A 13,535-nucleotide genomic window follows, 5' to 3' on the forward strand; every position below is an offset into this window, starting at 1 on the left:
TCCGACCCCCGCCGATCCGGCGCAGAGTCCGATACGGGCGGCCGGACGGTTCCCGTCCCCGTTATCCACCGATCCGGGTTCGAATCCGCGCCGAATCCGATACGCTGCCGCGCAGACTCCGATACGCCGAGCGGGCGGACGGGCGCAGACTCCGATACGCGCCGACGCAGAGTTCGATGCACCTCCGCGCAGAGTTGGATGCGCGAATGCGTATCAACCCTCTGACGCAGATCGTGAATTCGCCACTGCATATAACTTGCCGAACTGACTCTCTGAAAGAATCCTTCAGATAATCTTCCTAGTCCGGATCAGACCGTTCGTTCTGACGAACGACCGCGTCGAGCCCGCACATGCACAGGGCACGAAAGGAATATGAGCAGGTTTTCCACATTCCCACTGGGAGGGATGGTCCCGGCTTGACGCATTCGCGACGGAATCCGGTTCCGCACGGCGCAGCCGCGCTGCGATCCCGCTTGACGCGGGCGATGCCGCCCGGTTTGTCGGCTCCTTCCGAGAGGGCCCTCAGAGAAGAGCGCGCCGATGCAACTCCTGCCGAAGCCCCCCCTGCCGATCGCAGCTCGATGACGGACCGCCGCAATGACGGCCGGCCGCCCGGCGGCCGCCCCGCCCAGAACCGCCCGCACGGGCCCCGGCGCCCGGCTCCCCGGCACGGGGGCCGCCCGCGGGAGGAGGGGGGCGACGGGCCGACGGTGCTCTACGGCTGGCATCCCGTGGTGCAGGCCCTGGGCAACGCCCAGCGCGGCCTGCACCGGCTGCTCGCCACCGAGAACGCGGCCGCGCGGCTGGAGGCGGAGTTCGGCGGCGCCGTGCGGATCACCCCGGAACTGGTGCGGCCGAGCGACATCGGCCGCCTGCTCGGCCCGGACGCCGTCCACCAGGGCCTGTACCTGGAGGCCGAGCCCCTGCCCGCCCCCGGCCTCGACGATCTGCCCGCCGACGCGCTGCTGCTGGCCCTCGACCAGATCACCGACCCGCACAATGTCGGGGCGATCGTGCGCACCGCCGCGGCCTTCGGGGTGGCCGGGATCGTCACCACGGCGCGCCACGCGCCGGGCGCCACCGGGGTCCTGGCGAAATCCGCCTCCGGCGGCCTGGAGCACGTGCCGTTCGTAACCGTCCGGAATCTCGCCGAGGCGCTGATCGCCCTGGGCGAGCGCGGCTTCACCCGGGTCGGCCTCGATTCGGACGCGCCCGAGAGCCTCGACGCGCTGACGGTCGCGCGGCCGCTGGTGATCGTGCTGGGTGCCGAGGGCAAGGGCCTGCGCGAGCGGACCCGGGGCTGCTGCGATGTCCTGGCCCGGATCCCCTTCTCGGGCGCGATCCGCAGCCTCAACGTCTCGAACGCCGCCGCCATCACCCTCTACGCCCTCGGCCGGACAGAAGCCTGACGGAGGCGCGGCCGGCACCCGACCGGTCCCGCCGAGACACGTTCGGAAACGCGGAGCCGGCGCCGGAAGCCCTTCTTCCGCCTAGGCAATCTTCGCAACTTCCCGTAGAATGCGCGGCGAGGGGGGCGTCGGCTCGAGGGCTGCGCCGGATGTTGGACGATGCGTTTACCTACGGCGGTTGGGCCCTCGGCCTGGTCGCCGTCGGCGTGTGGATTTGGCTCGCGCGGCGCGCCTTCCCGAGCTTCGAATCCTTCGTGACGGGCTTCGACGACGAGCTCCAGCTCGGCGCCAGCCCGGAGGAGCGCGCGCGCAGCGCGCGCTGGCATCAGGTCCGTCAGGCCGCCGTGGCCCTGACGGCCGTCGCGGCCCTGTGCCTGTCGATCGGCTTCGCGATCCCCGACTGAACCTGACGTCCGGAAGCGATCCGGTCCGGGCGGACCCGGATCCCGCTCCGAAGCTCGACGGTGCCGGGCGCGCCGTCCCTGTTCCGGGACCCCGGCGTCATGTACCGGATCCGCGGAGCCGCCCCGGAACGGTCCGGGACGCGGAGGGAGACAGCCAGCCGTGCCGCCAGCCGCCGAACGCCCGGCCGCCCCGTCATCCGGGATCGCGCGGCCGGACGCCGCCGACATCGCGGCGCGCCTGGAGCGGCTGCCCATGTCGGGCTACCAGCGCCGGATCTTCGCGATCATCGCCTCGGCGTGGCTGGTCGACCAGATCGACGTGGCGCTCCTGACCTTCCTGCTCGGCGCGATCGTGGCGGCCTTCGGCCTGACGCCCACCGAGGCCGGCCAGCTCGCCGCCATGACCTTCGCGGGCCAGCTCGTGGGCAACATCCTCGCCGGCACCGCCTCAGACCGGTTCGGCCGCAAGGCGGTGTTCCAGGTGACCATGGTGGTGTGGGGGCTGGCGAGCCTCGCGGCGGCGGCCGCCTGGAGCCTGCCCGCGCTCATGGCCTGCCGGTTCCTGATCGGCGTCGGCGTCGGCGGCGAGGCGCCGGTGGCGCAGGCGATGGTCTCGGAGATCGTTCCGGCCCGGGTCCGCGGCAAGTACATCGCGATCCTGGAGGGGTTCTGGGCGGTCGGCTACGTCCTCTCGGGGGCGATCAGCTTCTTCGTGCTGCCCTATCTCGGCTGGCGCTGGGCCTTCGTGGTTGTCGGCCTGCTGTCGCTCGTGGTGCTGGCGGTGCGCCGCACGATGCCGGAATCGCCCCGCTGGCTCGCCGAGGCGGGCCGCACAGCGGAGGCGGAATCCGCGATGGCCGCGATGGAGCGCGGGGTGGAGCGCGCCACCGGCCGCCCCCTCCCCCCGGTCGCGCCGTCCCCGGTCGCGCCGACCGCGGCGGCGACCGCGGCGTCTCTGCCCGGCCCGCGGCTCGGCGCCGTCGCGACTCTGTTCGCGCCCGAATACCGCCTGCGCACCGTGATGGCGTTCGGGCTGTGGTTCTTCGCGCTCATCGGCTTCTTCGGCCTCAATTCCTGGATCGCCGTGCTGCTCAAGGAGCGCGGCTTCTCGATCGTCGGCTCGGTGGGCTTCGTCACCCTGATCACCCTCGGCGGCATCCCGGGCTTCGCCGCGGCGGCCGCGCTGCTGGAGCGGGCCGGCCGCAAGCCCACCACGGCCCTGTTCCTGATCTGCGCGGCGGCGGCGGCCTACCTGTACGGCAAGGCCGGCGCCGGGACGGTCCTGACCGTCTCGGGCGTCGCCGTGACCTGGCTGTTCGTCGCCGGCTTCGTCATGCAGTTCTTCATGTTCGGCATGTGGAGCTGCCTCTACGCCTACACGCCGGAACTCTACCCGACCCGGGCCCGGGCCACGGGCGCCGGCTTCGCCTCGGCCTTCGGGCGGATCGGCGCGATCCTGGGACCGATGATCGTGCCGGTGCTGGTGCGCGACCACGGCCCGGCCGCGGCCTTCCAGGTCGGCGCCGGCGGCTTCCTGATCGCCGCCCTTCTGGTCCTGACCCTCGGCGTCGAGACCCGCGGCAAGGTGCTGGAGGCCGTCTCGCACTGAGGCGGTGACCGGCCGGACACAGCTCGATTCGCAAAGGAGACTCACGAACAATGCCCGTCGTGGACATGCGCAGCCGGCCGACCTTCCTGCACCGATTCTTCGGCGCCGAGCCCGGCACGCCGGAATTCGGCGTCGCCCGCTGGCTGAACGCCCGGGTCGGCAGCCGGGAGGTGGAGCACTTCACCCGCGGCGCGACGATCGCGGGCTTCCGCGCCGAGATGGACGGGGCCGGCATCGACGTCGCCGTCATGGTGGCCCGCTCGGTGCCGGGCGTTCGGGTCACGAACGACGCCCTCGCGGAGGCCGCCCGGCACGACCCGAAGCGCCTGATCGGCATCGCCTCGGTGGATCCGGTGAAGCTCGGCCGCAAGGCCGCGGTCGCGGAGGCGCGGCGCGCCGTGACCGAGCTCGGCTTCAGGGGCATCAACCTCGATGCCGGCTTCTACCGCGACGCCATGACGGCCGACGACGAGCGCCTGATGCCGCTCTACGAACTGTGCCAGGATCTCAAGGTCCCGGCCTTCGTGATGTCGGGGCCGACGACGCCGGACCTGCGCCTCAACGACCCGCTCGCGGTCGACCGGGTCGCCAGGACCTTCCCGAAGCTGCCGATCGTGTGCTGCCACGGGTTCTACCCGCGCGTCGCCGACATGGTGACGGTGGCGTTCCGCAACGCCAACGTCTTCATCTCGCCGGACATGTACACGTTCGCGCCGGGCGGCGGCCTCTACGTCGAGGCGGCGAACGGGTTCATGAAGGACCAGTTCCTGTTCGGATCCTCGTTCCCGTTCCGCCCGATGGGCCAGGGCGTCGCGGATTTCCGCGGCCTCGGCCTGTCCGAGGAGGCCCTGGACGCCGCCCTCTGGCGCAACGCCGACCGGCTCCTCGGGCTCGGCCTCGCCGCGTAGGGACAGTCCGGTTTCGGACGGTCGGGACCTTTCGCGAGCGCGGGCCGCATGTCGGGGCGCCGCCCCGACACCCCGCCAGAGGGCTGAGCCCCTCGGGAACCCCGTCCTCAGGCCGCCCGGACCTGGGCCAGGAAATCCTCCACCGCGCCGCGCAGGTCGCCCGCCTGCCGGGACAGGTCGCCGGCCGCCTGCAGCACCTGGGCCGAGCCCTGGCTCGCCGTGCCGGCCGCCGCGCCGACCCCCGCCATGTGGCCCGAGACGCCGCTCGTGTCCCGCGAGGTCTGCGCGGTGGTCCGGGCGATCTCGGCGGTCGCCGCGCCCTGCTGCTCGACCATGGCGGCGATCTCGGCGCCGATCCGGGCGAGGTCGCGGATCACCGCGGTGATGCCGCCGATCGACCGGACCGAGGCCTCGGTCGATCCGGTGATCTCCGCGACCTTGCCGGCGATCTCCTCGGTGGCCCGGGCGGTCTGCTCGGCGAGGTGCTTGACCTCGCCGGCCACCACCGCGAAGCCGCGGCCGGCCTCCCCGGCGCGGGCCGCCTCGATGGTGGCGTTGAGCGCCAGCAGGTTGGTCTGGCGGGCGATCTGCGAGATGATCGCGACGATCTCCCCGATGCTGCCGGCCGCCTGGGCGAGGCGGTGGACTTCCCCGGCCATGCCGTCCGCATCCCGCGTGGCCGCCGCCGCGAGGTCCGCCGAGGATCCGACCTGCACGCCGATCTCCCGGACCGAGGCGGTGAGTTCCTCGGTGGCCGCCGCCACCGTATCGGCCGAGCGGGCGGCCGAATCCGCGGACACCGCCACCGCGCGGCTGAGATCGGTCGTGTCCCGGGCGGCCCGGGCCATCCCGTGCGCGGAGGCCTCCAGCCGGGCCGCCGCCGCCGAGACGGCCTCGACGATCCCGCCGACCTGGCGCTCGAAGCTGTCGGCGAGGCCGAGGGCGGCCGCGCGGCGTGCCTCGGCGGTCTCGGCCCCGGCCGATCGCGGTCAGCACCCCGGCCATCCGGGAGAGCGGCCGGGCGATGGCCGTGCCGAGCCAGACCGCGAGGCCGGCCGAGAGGGCGAACAGGGCGAGCCCGCCGGCGGCCCAGAGGTCCAGCACCCGCTCGGCGCGCGCGCACACCGCCCCCGCGGCCGCCACCAGGTCGGCGGTGAGCCGGTCCTCCACACCCTTCAGGGCGTCGATGCGCTGCGTGGCGAGGCGGAACCACGCCGGCGCGTCGCGGAAGGCGAGGGGCGCCCCCGGCATCGTCTCCTGCGCGATCGTGCGCAGGCGCGCGACCTCCCGGGCCGGCTCGGTCGTCTCCGCGGCGTCGAGCAGGCGCGCCTGCCCGGCCTCGGCCCCGGCCCGGAACAGGCCGGCATAGGTCGCCTGCTCGGAGGCGACCGTCGCCAGGCGGCGGGCTGCCGCGAGGTCCAGCTTGCCGGAGGCGAAGATTGCCGAGGCGACGGCCCGCTCCTGGCCGGCGGCCTCCTTCAGGGCCAGGAAGGCCGCGTAGGTGTTCGCCCGGGCGGCGAGGCCGGCCTCGTCGATCGCGCCGCCCATCGCCCGCACGAGCCCGAGCCCCTCCCCGATCAGGCCCGTGTAGTAGGCCGCGGCCTGCGGCGGGGCCGCCGTCAGGGCGTCGACCGCCCGGCGCTGCGCGGCCAGTCCGGTGAGCGCCTGCGCGAAGCCCTCGCCCCGCGCCGCGAAGACCGGCCCGAAGCCCGTCGCGGCCTCCATCGCCTCGGGCAGCCCGGCGAGGGCCGCGTCGGTGCGCCCGCGCTGGGCCGCCAGTTCCGGGCCGAACTGCGCGCCCTTCGCGCCCAGGAACAGGCTCGAGGCCCCGCGCTCCCGCTGGGCCTCGTGCACGAAGGCGCTGATCCGGGAGGCGAGGCCGACCAGGGTCTCCACCCGGTCCATCTCGCCGCGCCGCGCCCACTGGTCCGACACGGCGAGGCCCGCCGCCCCCGCGAAGGCGAGGCACGGGGCGAGCGCCACCGCCAGGATACGGGCGCGGAGCGAGGCGAGGATCGGCATCGGAAGATCTGGGACTGTCCAGCAGGAGACGCCTCACCTTCCGGATCAGTCATAAAGATCCGGTTATGCGGCTTCGCACAGCTTCCGAACAGATTCGCCCAATCAGGCGGCGTTCTGGGCCGCGTCTGCCAATTCAGCGTGCAGATCACCCCAGGTCTTCAGCGCGCGGATGACCGGCTCCAGGGACCGTCCCCGCTCGGTCAGGCTGTATTCGACCTTCGGAGGAACCTCGGCATAGATCGTCCGCGTGATCAGGCCGTCGGCCTCCATTTCGCGCAGCTGGTTAGTGAGCATGCGCTGGGTCACGCTGGTGAGCCGCCGCCGGATCTCGTTGAAGCGCAGGGTCCCCTCCAGCAGGTGATACAGGATCACGCCCTTCCACTTGCCGTCGATGAGCCGGAGCGTCGCCTCGACGGCGCAGCCGGGACTGCAGGCCCCTGTGTGGCGGCGGGTGCGGGGCATGGGGATGACTCCGACGGTATCATTTCCGGCACTATGGGCGTTTTATGTGCGTACTTGCGGCCCGTGAAGGCGGGCGGCATCTCCTGCGGCGAAACCCGAGGAGATCACCATGCGCGCCGTCGGCTACCGCAAATCCCTGCCGATCACCGATCCCGAAGCCCTGGTCGATCTCGACCTGCCCCAGCCCGAGCCGGGCCCGCGCGACCTTCTCGTGAAGGTCGAGGCGGTCTCGGTGAACCCCGTCGACACCAAGGTCCGGCGCCGGGCCGAGCCGGAGGCCGGCGGCGCCAAGGTTCTCGGCTGGGACGCGGCCGGCACCGTCGTCGCCGCGGGCGCGGAGGTCCAGGGCTTCGCCGCGGGCGACGCGGTGTTCTACGCGGGCGACCTCACCCGGCCGGGGACGAACGCCCAGTTCCACTGCGTCGACGCCCGCATCGTCGGCCGCAAGCCCGAGAGCCTCGACTGGGCGCAGGCCGCCGCCCTGCCGCTCACCGCGATCACCGCCTGGGAGACCCTGTTCGACCGGCTCGACACGGAAAAGCCGGTTCCGGGCGCCGCCCCGGCGATCCTGATCGTCGGCGGCGCGGGGGGCGTCGGCTCGGTGGCGATCCAGCTCGCCCGGGAACTCACCGACCTCACCGTGATCGCCACCGCGTCGCGGCCCGAGACGGCGCAGTGGTGCCGGGACCTCGGCGCCCACCACGTGGTCGACCATTCCAAGCCGCTCGCCGCCGAGGTGGCGGCCCTGGGGCTCGGCGCGCCGGGCCTCGTCTTCTCCACGACCAACACCGACGCCCATCTCGCCGCGATCGTCGAGCTCATCGCCCCGCAGGGCCGCCTCGCCCTGATCGACGATCCGGAGCGACTCGATGTCGGACTCCTCAAGCGCAAGAGCCTGTCGCTGCACTGGGAGTTCATGTTCACGCGCTCGATGTTCGCCACCGCCGACATCGCCGCCCAGGGCGCGCTCCTCGACGAGGTCTCTCGCCTCGTTGATTCCGGGCGCCTGCGCACCACCCTGGGGGAGCATTACGGGCGGATCGACGCCGCGAACCTGCGGCGCGCCCACGGGCTGGTCGAGAGCGGGCGCGCCAGGGGCAAGATCGTGCTCGAAGGTTTTTCCGATTGAGGAGGATGTGATGGCGGACGCGGCGGGGACCGGGATCTTCGACGTGGCGGCGCTGGCGGCTTCCCTGCCCGACAGCGCCGAGACCCTCCTTGTCGACACCTACCTGACCGACCGGGAGGCGGCGAGCGCCCGGGTGTTCCGGGTCTACCGGCCGACCCCGCCGCACTATCACGCCACCTGCGACGAGTACCTCTACTGCCTCTCGGGCCGCGGCCGGGTCTGGCTGGGCGATCCGGCCGCCGAGACGGCGTTCGGCCCGGGCCAGCTCCTGTTCTTCGAGAAGGGCACGGTCCACGCGATGCCGGAGCTCGAACCCGGGGACCCGGTGGTGTTCCTGTCGATCGACACGCCCCGGCGGGCGCCGACCGACATCGTGTTCGTGAACCCGGAGGACGGCAGCCCCGCCACCTTCATGGCGCGCAACGCCGAGGCCTGAGCCTCACACCCGCAGGGAGCGCCCGGCCGCCGCCACGCCGACGAGCAGGGCCGCCACGATCAGGAGCGCCGCGGGGAGGCCGAGCGCCTGCGCGGCGAAGCCGATCAGGGCCGGGCCCGCCAGCACCCCGGCATAGCCCAGCGTCGTCACCGCCGGCACCGCCACGCTCTCGGGCATCGCCCTCTGGCGGCCGGCCGCCGTGAACAGGACCGGGACGATGTTGGCGCAGCCCGCCCCGACCAGCGCGTAGCCGGCGAGCGCCGCCTCCCAGGCCGGGACGAGAACCGAGAGCGCGAGGCCGGCGGCCGCCAGCAGGCCGCCGAGGACGACCACGCTCCGGCGCCCGAGCCGGGCCACGACCCGGTCGCCCGCGAGCCGGCCGGCCGTCATCGTCACCGAGAAGGCCGCGTAGCCGAGCGCCGCCCAGGCCGGATCGAGCCCCCGCTGCTGGATCAGGAACAGGGCGCTCCAGTCGAGGGCCGCGCCCTCGGTGAGGAACACCGCGAAGCAGAGCAGGCCCAGAACCAGGACCGGGCCGCGGGGCAGCGCGAAGGCGGGACCGCCCTGCGCCCCCGCCCTCTCCGTCGGCAGGATGCCGGGCCAAGCGGCCGCGAACAGGGCCCCGATGCCGGCGGTCAGGAGCAGCACGCTCCAGCCCGCGCCGAGCCCCGCCGCCAGCAGGCCGCTGGCGATCAGCGCCCCCAGGATGCAGCCGAGGCTGTAGAGGCCGTGGAAGCCCGACATCATCGGGTGCCCGCTCCGCCGCTCCACCGCGACGGCCTGCAGGTTCATGACGCAGTCCACCGCCCCCATCCCGGCCCCGAACAGCAGCAGCGCCAGGGTGAGTGTCACGAGCCCCGCGCCGACGGCCAGCACCGGGAGGGCGAGGCCGAGCGCCAGCGTGCCGGCGAGCAGGACCGGCCGGAAGCCGAGCCGCGCGGCCGCGGCCCCGGCGCTGGGCATCGCCAGGATCGAGCCGACGCCGAAGGTGAGCAGCAGCAGGCCGAGCCCCGCCGCGTCGAGGCCGGCGCGGTCCTTCACCAGCGGCACCAGGGGGGCCCAGGTCGCGTTGGCGATGCCCACGATCAGGAACAGGAGCCGCGTGGACACGCGCTGTCCGCGGGCCGCGTTCCGGTCTCCAGCCCCGCCGAGGGCGACCGGGTCGGTCAGGTCGAGCGCTGGCATCGGCACCTGCGGTGGAGTCGAGTCTGAGGTGGAGTCGAGTCTGAGACGGATCTCGACGACGTGGGGCCTCGGCTCCCGCCGTGCAACACCGTGGCCGTGCGCGCCGAAGCGACCCGGGATGGCGCCACCGCCGTCGCGCGCGGCATCGGGCCAAGTGCGCGGGGCCACGTGCGCGGATACGTGAGTGCTCCCTCGAGCGCTCGCTCGGGTGGTCATCGGGCGCTGCTGGATCGCTTCGCGGCGCTTGCAGGGGAGGCGGTTGGTTCAAGGACCGGTTGCCGTCGTACGCGTTTCGTTCTAGCAAGGGCGGCGCATGACGGGCCTGCGTCCCGCCGGCCCCACCTTGCCGTCGGCCCCTCCGGGCTCGACATGAGTCGGAGCGGCGGCTGGCCCGCGCGCGAATCCGATCCGGATCCGATCCGACTGCGTCGACGCCTCGAGAGACCGCCGCCCTCATGGCCAAAGCCCAAGCTGGAAGTCGTGCCGCAAGCCGCGCCGGCGCCGCCCAAGTCGCCGCGAAGGCTCCTCTGAAAGCCGCCGCTCAGACGGTTTCCAAGGCACCGAAGGCCGCCACCGCCAAGGCATCTCAGCCCAAGCCGGCCCGTGCCAAGTCCGAGAAACCCGCCCGGCCCGGGGTGACGGCCGAGGCCGCCCGCGACGCCAAGCTGGAGGCCCTGTTCGACGCCGCGCCGACGGCCGCCGAGGACCGGCGGGTGATCGCGATCCGCGGCGCCCGCGAGCACAATCTCAAGAACGTCGACCTGACCATCCCCCGGGACAAGCTCGTGGTCTTCACCGGGCTCTCGGGCTCGGGCAAGTCGTCGCTCGCCTTCGACACGATCTACGCCGAGGGGCAGCGCCGCTACGTCGAGTCGCTCTCGGCCTATGCCCGCCAGTTCCTGGAGATGATGTCGAAGCCCGATGTCGACCAGATCGACGGGCTGTCGCCGGCCATCTCGATCGAGCAGAAGACCACCTCCAAGAACCCCCGCTCCACCGTGGGGACGGTCACCGAGATCTACGATTACATGCGCCTGCTCTGGGCGCGGGTCGGCATCCCCTACTCGCCCGCCACCGGCCTGCCGATCGAGAGTCAGACCGTCCAGCAGATGGTCGACCGGGTGCTGGAACTGCCGGAGAAGACCCGGCTCTACCTGCTGGCGCCCGTGGTCCGCGGTCGCAAGGGCGAGTATCGCAAGGAAATCGCCGAGTACCAGAAGAAGGGTTTTCAGCGGCTGCGCGTGAACGGCGAATACTACGCCATCGACGACGTGCCCAAGCTCGACAAGAAGTTCAAGCACGACATCGACGTGGTCGTCGACCGCATCGTGGTCCGGGCCGATATCGGCTCCCGGCTCGCCGAATCCTTCGAGACGGCGCTGGAGCTCGCCGACGGCATCGCCGAGATCGTGTTCGCCGACGCCCTCGAGGGGGAAGAGCCCCGGACCGTCACCTTCTCGTCGCGCTTCGCCTGTCCGGTCTCGGGCTTCACCATCGCGGAGATCGAGCCGCGGCTGTTCTCGTTCAACAACCCGTTCGGCGCCTGCCCGACCTGCAGCGGCATCGGCCACGAGATGCGGATCGACCCCGAGCTGGTGATCTCCGACCCGGCCCTGAGCCTGAAGCGCGGCGCGGTCGGCCCCTGGGCGAAGTCGACCTCGCCCTATTACGGCCAGACGCTCGAGGCGCTGGCCGAGCATTTCGGCTTCAAGACGAGCGTGCCCTGGCAGAGCCTGTCGGAGACGGCCCGCGCCATCGTGCTGTACGGCTCAGGGAAACAGTCGATCCGCTTCGCCTACGACGACGGGTTGCGCAAGTACACGGTCAACAAGCCGTTCGAGGGCGTGATCCCGAATCTGGAGCGCCGCTACAAGGAGAGCGACTCCGACGCCGTCCGGGAGGAGATCGGCCGCTTCATGAGCGAGACGCCCTGCGCCGCCTGCGGCGGCAAGCGTCTGAAGCCCGAGGCTTTGGCCGTGAAGGTCGCCATGGCGGACATCGCCGACGTCACGGCCCTTTCGGTCAGCGAGGCGCACCGCTGGTTCTCCGAGCTGCCGGATAAGCTGACGGCGAAGCAGAACGAGATCGCGGTCCGCATCCTCAAGGAAATCCGCGACCGGCTGACCTTCCTGGTGGATGTCGGCCTGGAATACCTGACGCTCGCCCGCGGCTCGGGCTCGCTCTCGGGAGGCGAGAGCCAGCGCATCCGCCTCGCCTCGCAGATCGGCTCGGGGCTGACCGGCGTGCTCTACGTGCTCGACGAGCCCTCGATCGGCCTGCACCAGCGCGACAACGAGCGCCTGCTCGGCACGCTCAAGCGCCTGCGCGACCTCGGCAACTCGGTGATCGTCGTCGAGCACGACGAGGACGCGATCCTGCAGGCCGATTACGTGGTCGATGTCGGCCCGGGCGCCGGCATCCACGGCGGCGAGATCATCGCGCAGGGCACGCCCGCGGAGGTCCTGGCCAACCCGGCCTCGCTCACCGCCAAGTACCTCACCGGCGCGATGGCGGTCCGCACCCCGACCGCGCGCCGCAAGGGGCGGAAGGGCAAGCTCGGGCTGTTCGGCGCGCGGGGCAACAACCTGAAGGACGTCGACGTCGAGATCCCGCTCGGCACCTTCACGTGCATCACCGGCGTCTCGGGGGGCGGCAAGTCTACCCTGGTGATCGACACGCTCTACAAGGCGGTCGCCAAGAAGCTGAACGGCGCCCTGGAGCACCCGGCTCCCTACGGGCGGCTGGAGGGGCTGGAGCACCTCGACAAGGTCATCGACATCGACCAGTCGCCGATCGGGCGCACGCCGCGCTCGAACCCCGCCACCTATATCGGCGCCTTCACGCCGATCCGCGACTGGTTCGCGGGCCTCCCCGAGGCCAAGGCCCGCGGTTACCAGCCCGGCCGCTTCTCGTTCAACGTCAAGGGCGGGCGCTGCGAGGCCTGCTCGGGCGACGGCGTCATCAAGATCGAGATGCACTTCCTGCCCGACGTCTACGTCACCTGCGACGTCTGCAAGGGCAAGCGCTACGACCGCGAGACCCTGGAGGTGAAGTACCGGGGCAAGTCGATCGCCGACGTGCTCGATTCCACCGTCGAGGAGGCGGCCGAGCTGTTCAAGGCGGTGCCGGCGATCCGCGACAAGCTCGAGACCCTGAAGCGGGTCGGCCTGCACTACGTCCATGTCGGCCAGCAGGCCACCACCCTGTCGGGGGGCGAGGCGCAGCGGGTGAAGCTCTCGAAGGAGCTGTCGAAGCGCGCCACCGGCCGCACCCTCTACATCCTCGACGAGCCGACCACCGGCCTGCACTTCCACGACGTCGCCAAGCTCATGGAGGTGCTCCACGAGCTCGTGGACCAGGGCAACACGGTGGTGGTGATCGAGCACAACCTCGAGGTGATCAAGACCGCCGACTGGGTGATCGACATGGGCCCCGAGGGCGGCGACGGCGGCGGCCGCGTCGTGGCGCAGGGCACCCCCGAGACGATCGCCCGCGCGACGGCGAGCCATACCGGCCGGTTCCTGCGCGAGGTGCTGGAGCGGCGGCCCGCCTCACCCGCGAGCCGCGGTCGCGCCGCCGAGTAGCGCGGCCTTACTCGCGCGGCGGACCTGCCGGCCCGGCGCGCGCCGCCAGCACCGGTAACGGGCCCGGACGGGCGCCCTCCCCGCGGGTTCGGACGGGCCGCGGGGCCGGCGCGGCAGTTTCTGCCGGGTGCCGTGCGGAACCCGGCCGAGCGGGCGGTGATTCGAGCCGCGGGCCGCCGGTCCGCACGGGCTCCCGATCGGTTCGGAGCCGGATTCCGGCCCCCGCCTCCGGACCGGCGGCCTGCCCGATCACCGCCCCGGCCTTGCCGGATTGTCCCGCGGTTCGGCCCGACAACAGCTTGACCGTTCAACGATATTTTGCCGGACCCCTCGTTCAGACAGGGTCTGTGGACAGTGTTGCATCGCCGCAAAAATGCGGCTTTTGCG

At 72.4% G+C, this 13,535-nt stretch carries 9 protein-coding genes and 1 pseudogene; 7 read left to right on the plus strand and 3 right to left on the minus strand.

The genetic code is table 11. From position 1 onward, the window contains the following. Positions 1 to 581 precede the first annotated feature (581 nt). The 4 genes from MOTC310_RS00555 to MOTC310_RS00570 all read left to right on the plus strand — a co-directional run bounded on the left by MOTC310_RS00555 (position 582) and on the right by MOTC310_RS00570 (position 4,330). Entirely contained in the window at positions 582 to 1,409 is an 828-nt protein-coding gene (locus MOTC310_RS00555; RefSeq protein WP_331300443.1) for a TrmH family RNA methyltransferase, read from the plus strand. Between the two features lie 149 nt (positions 1,410 to 1,558). After that, positions 1,559 to 1,813, plus strand: coding sequence for a hypothetical protein (locus MOTC310_RS00560; RefSeq protein WP_331300444.1), 255 nt, complete (start codon positions 1,559 to 1,561; stop codon positions 1,811 to 1,813). 160 nt (positions 1,814 to 1,973) lie between these two features. Beyond that, positions 1,974 to 3,422, plus strand: coding sequence for an MFS transporter (locus MOTC310_RS00565; protein WP_331300445.1), 1,449 nt, complete (start codon positions 1,974 to 1,976; stop codon positions 3,420 to 3,422). A 50-nt stretch (positions 3,423 to 3,472) separates the two neighbouring features. Continuing rightward, positions 3,473 to 4,330, plus strand: coding sequence for an amidohydrolase family protein (locus MOTC310_RS00570; protein WP_331300446.1), 858 nt, complete (start codon positions 3,473 to 3,475; stop codon positions 4,328 to 4,330). Positions 4,331 to 4,437: 107 nt separating this feature from the next. Here the strand turns inward: MOTC310_RS00570 and MOTC310_RS00575 are convergent. Both MOTC310_RS00575 and MOTC310_RS00580 read right to left on the minus strand, forming a co-directional pair. Beyond that, a pseudogene (locus MOTC310_RS00575) lies at positions 4,438 to 6,352 on the minus strand (methyl-accepting chemotaxis protein). Between the two features lie 102 nt (positions 6,353 to 6,454). Next, positions 6,455 to 6,814 (minus strand): winged helix-turn-helix transcriptional regulator, encoded by a 360-nt coding sequence (locus MOTC310_RS00580; RefSeq protein ID WP_331294398.1) that lies wholly within the window; start codon positions 6,812 to 6,814, stop codon positions 6,455 to 6,457. A gap of 109 nt (positions 6,815 to 6,923) precedes the next feature. Between MOTC310_RS00580 and MOTC310_RS00585 the strand changes: the two genes are divergently transcribed. Together MOTC310_RS00585 and MOTC310_RS00590 are read left to right on the plus strand one after the other, a co-directional pair. Next, positions 6,924 to 7,943 (plus strand): zinc-binding alcohol dehydrogenase family protein, encoded by a 1,020-nt coding sequence (locus MOTC310_RS00585; protein WP_331300447.1) that lies wholly within the window; start codon positions 6,924 to 6,926, stop codon positions 7,941 to 7,943. 10 nt (positions 7,944 to 7,953) lie between these two features. Continuing rightward, positions 7,954 to 8,379: a cupin domain-containing protein gene (locus MOTC310_RS00590; RefSeq protein WP_331300448.1), complete on the plus strand. Its 426-nt coding sequence runs from the start codon at positions 7,954 to 7,956 to the stop codon at positions 8,377 to 8,379. Positions 8,380 to 8,382: 3 nt separating this feature from the next. Here MOTC310_RS00590 and MOTC310_RS00595 read toward each other — a convergent pair whose 3' ends face one another. After that, positions 8,383 to 9,564, minus strand: coding sequence for an MFS transporter (locus MOTC310_RS00595; RefSeq protein WP_331300449.1), 1,182 nt, complete (start codon positions 9,562 to 9,564; stop codon positions 8,383 to 8,385). 455 nt (positions 9,565 to 10,019) lie between these two features. On the opposite strand from MOTC310_RS00595, the gene uvrA reads away from it, so the two are divergent. After that, positions 10,020 to 13,148 (plus strand): excinuclease ABC subunit UvrA, encoded by a 3,129-nt coding sequence (gene uvrA, locus MOTC310_RS00600; protein ID WP_331300450.1) that lies wholly within the window; start codon positions 10,020 to 10,022, stop codon positions 13,146 to 13,148. Positions 13,149 to 13,535: the final 387 nt, after the last annotated feature.

The sequence above is a fragment of the Methylobacterium oryzae genome, assembly GCF_036441375.1.
GTDB classification, from domain to species: Bacteria; Pseudomonadota; Alphaproteobacteria; order Rhizobiales; family Beijerinckiaceae; genus Methylobacterium; species Methylobacterium oryzae_A.

Bases quoted from the DNA above. Each gene is read 5' to 3' on its own strand.
- MOTC310_RS00595 (WP_331300449.1), bottom strand. From the start codon at position 9,564: ATGCCAGCGCTCGACCTGACCGACCCGGTCGCCCTCGGCGGGGCTGGA.
- MOTC310_RS00590 (WP_331300448.1), top strand. From the start codon at position 7,954: ATGGCGGACGCGGCGGGGACCGGGATCTTCGACGTGGCGGCGCTGGCG.
- uvrA (WP_331300450.1), top strand. From the start codon at position 10,020: ATGGCCAAAGCCCAAGCTGGAAGTCGTGCCGCAAGCCGCGCCGGCGCC.
- MOTC310_RS00560 (WP_331300444.1), top strand. From the start codon at position 1,559: ATGTTGGACGATGCGTTTACCTACGGCGGTTGGGCCCTCGGCCTGGTC.
- MOTC310_RS00570 (WP_331300446.1), top strand. From the start codon at position 3,473: ATGCCCGTCGTGGACATGCGCAGCCGGCCGACCTTCCTGCACCGATTC.
- MOTC310_RS00580 (WP_331294398.1), bottom strand. From the start codon at position 6,814: ATGCCCCGCACCCGCCGCCACACAGGGGCCTGCAGTCCCGGCTGCGCC.
- MOTC310_RS00585 (WP_331300447.1), top strand. From the start codon at position 6,924: ATGCGCGCCGTCGGCTACCGCAAATCCCTGCCGATCACCGATCCCGAA.
- MOTC310_RS00555 (WP_331300443.1), top strand. From the start codon at position 582: ATGACGGACCGCCGCAATGACGGCCGGCCGCCCGGCGGCCGCCCCGCC.